This window comes from Halomonas sp. SIMBA_159 (assembly GCF_046536035.1).
In the GTDB taxonomy this organism is placed as follows: Bacteria; Pseudomonadota; Gammaproteobacteria; order Pseudomonadales; family Halomonadaceae; genus Vreelandella; species Vreelandella venusta_A.
This window is the reverse complement of record NZ_JAWJBT010001110.1, coordinates 1-252: the sequence shown is the minus strand read 5'-3', so window position 1 is coordinate 252 and position 252 is coordinate 1. Positions and strand designations below refer to the sequence as shown.

At 75.0% G+C, this 252-nt stretch carries 1 protein-coding gene; it reads right to left on the bottom strand.

Annotated elements, in window-relative coordinates; genetic code table 11:
• Positions 1-252: hypothetical protein (locus R0J87_RS22715; RefSeq protein WP_498889181.1), on the bottom strand; the 252-nt coding region annotated here is incomplete at both ends.

The window sequence follows — 252 nt, the reverse complement described above, 5'->3', positions numbered from 1 at the left end:
CAGGCGCCCTGCCCGGCCAGTTCCAGCACGCTGGCCACCAGCGTCTCGCTGGCGCCGCTGAGCAGGAGCACCGCGCTGTCGGCCGGCGAGAGCGCGGAGACCAGCGCCGGCAGGTCGCCGCCGCCTTCGCTGAAGCCCAGGCCGGCATCGGACTGCGCCAGGCCCACGCCATCGGACAGGATGTAGGCATGGCCGCCGACCAGCGACTGGCCTGCCTCGGCCAGGATCACCGGCAGGCTGGAAGCCCGGCCC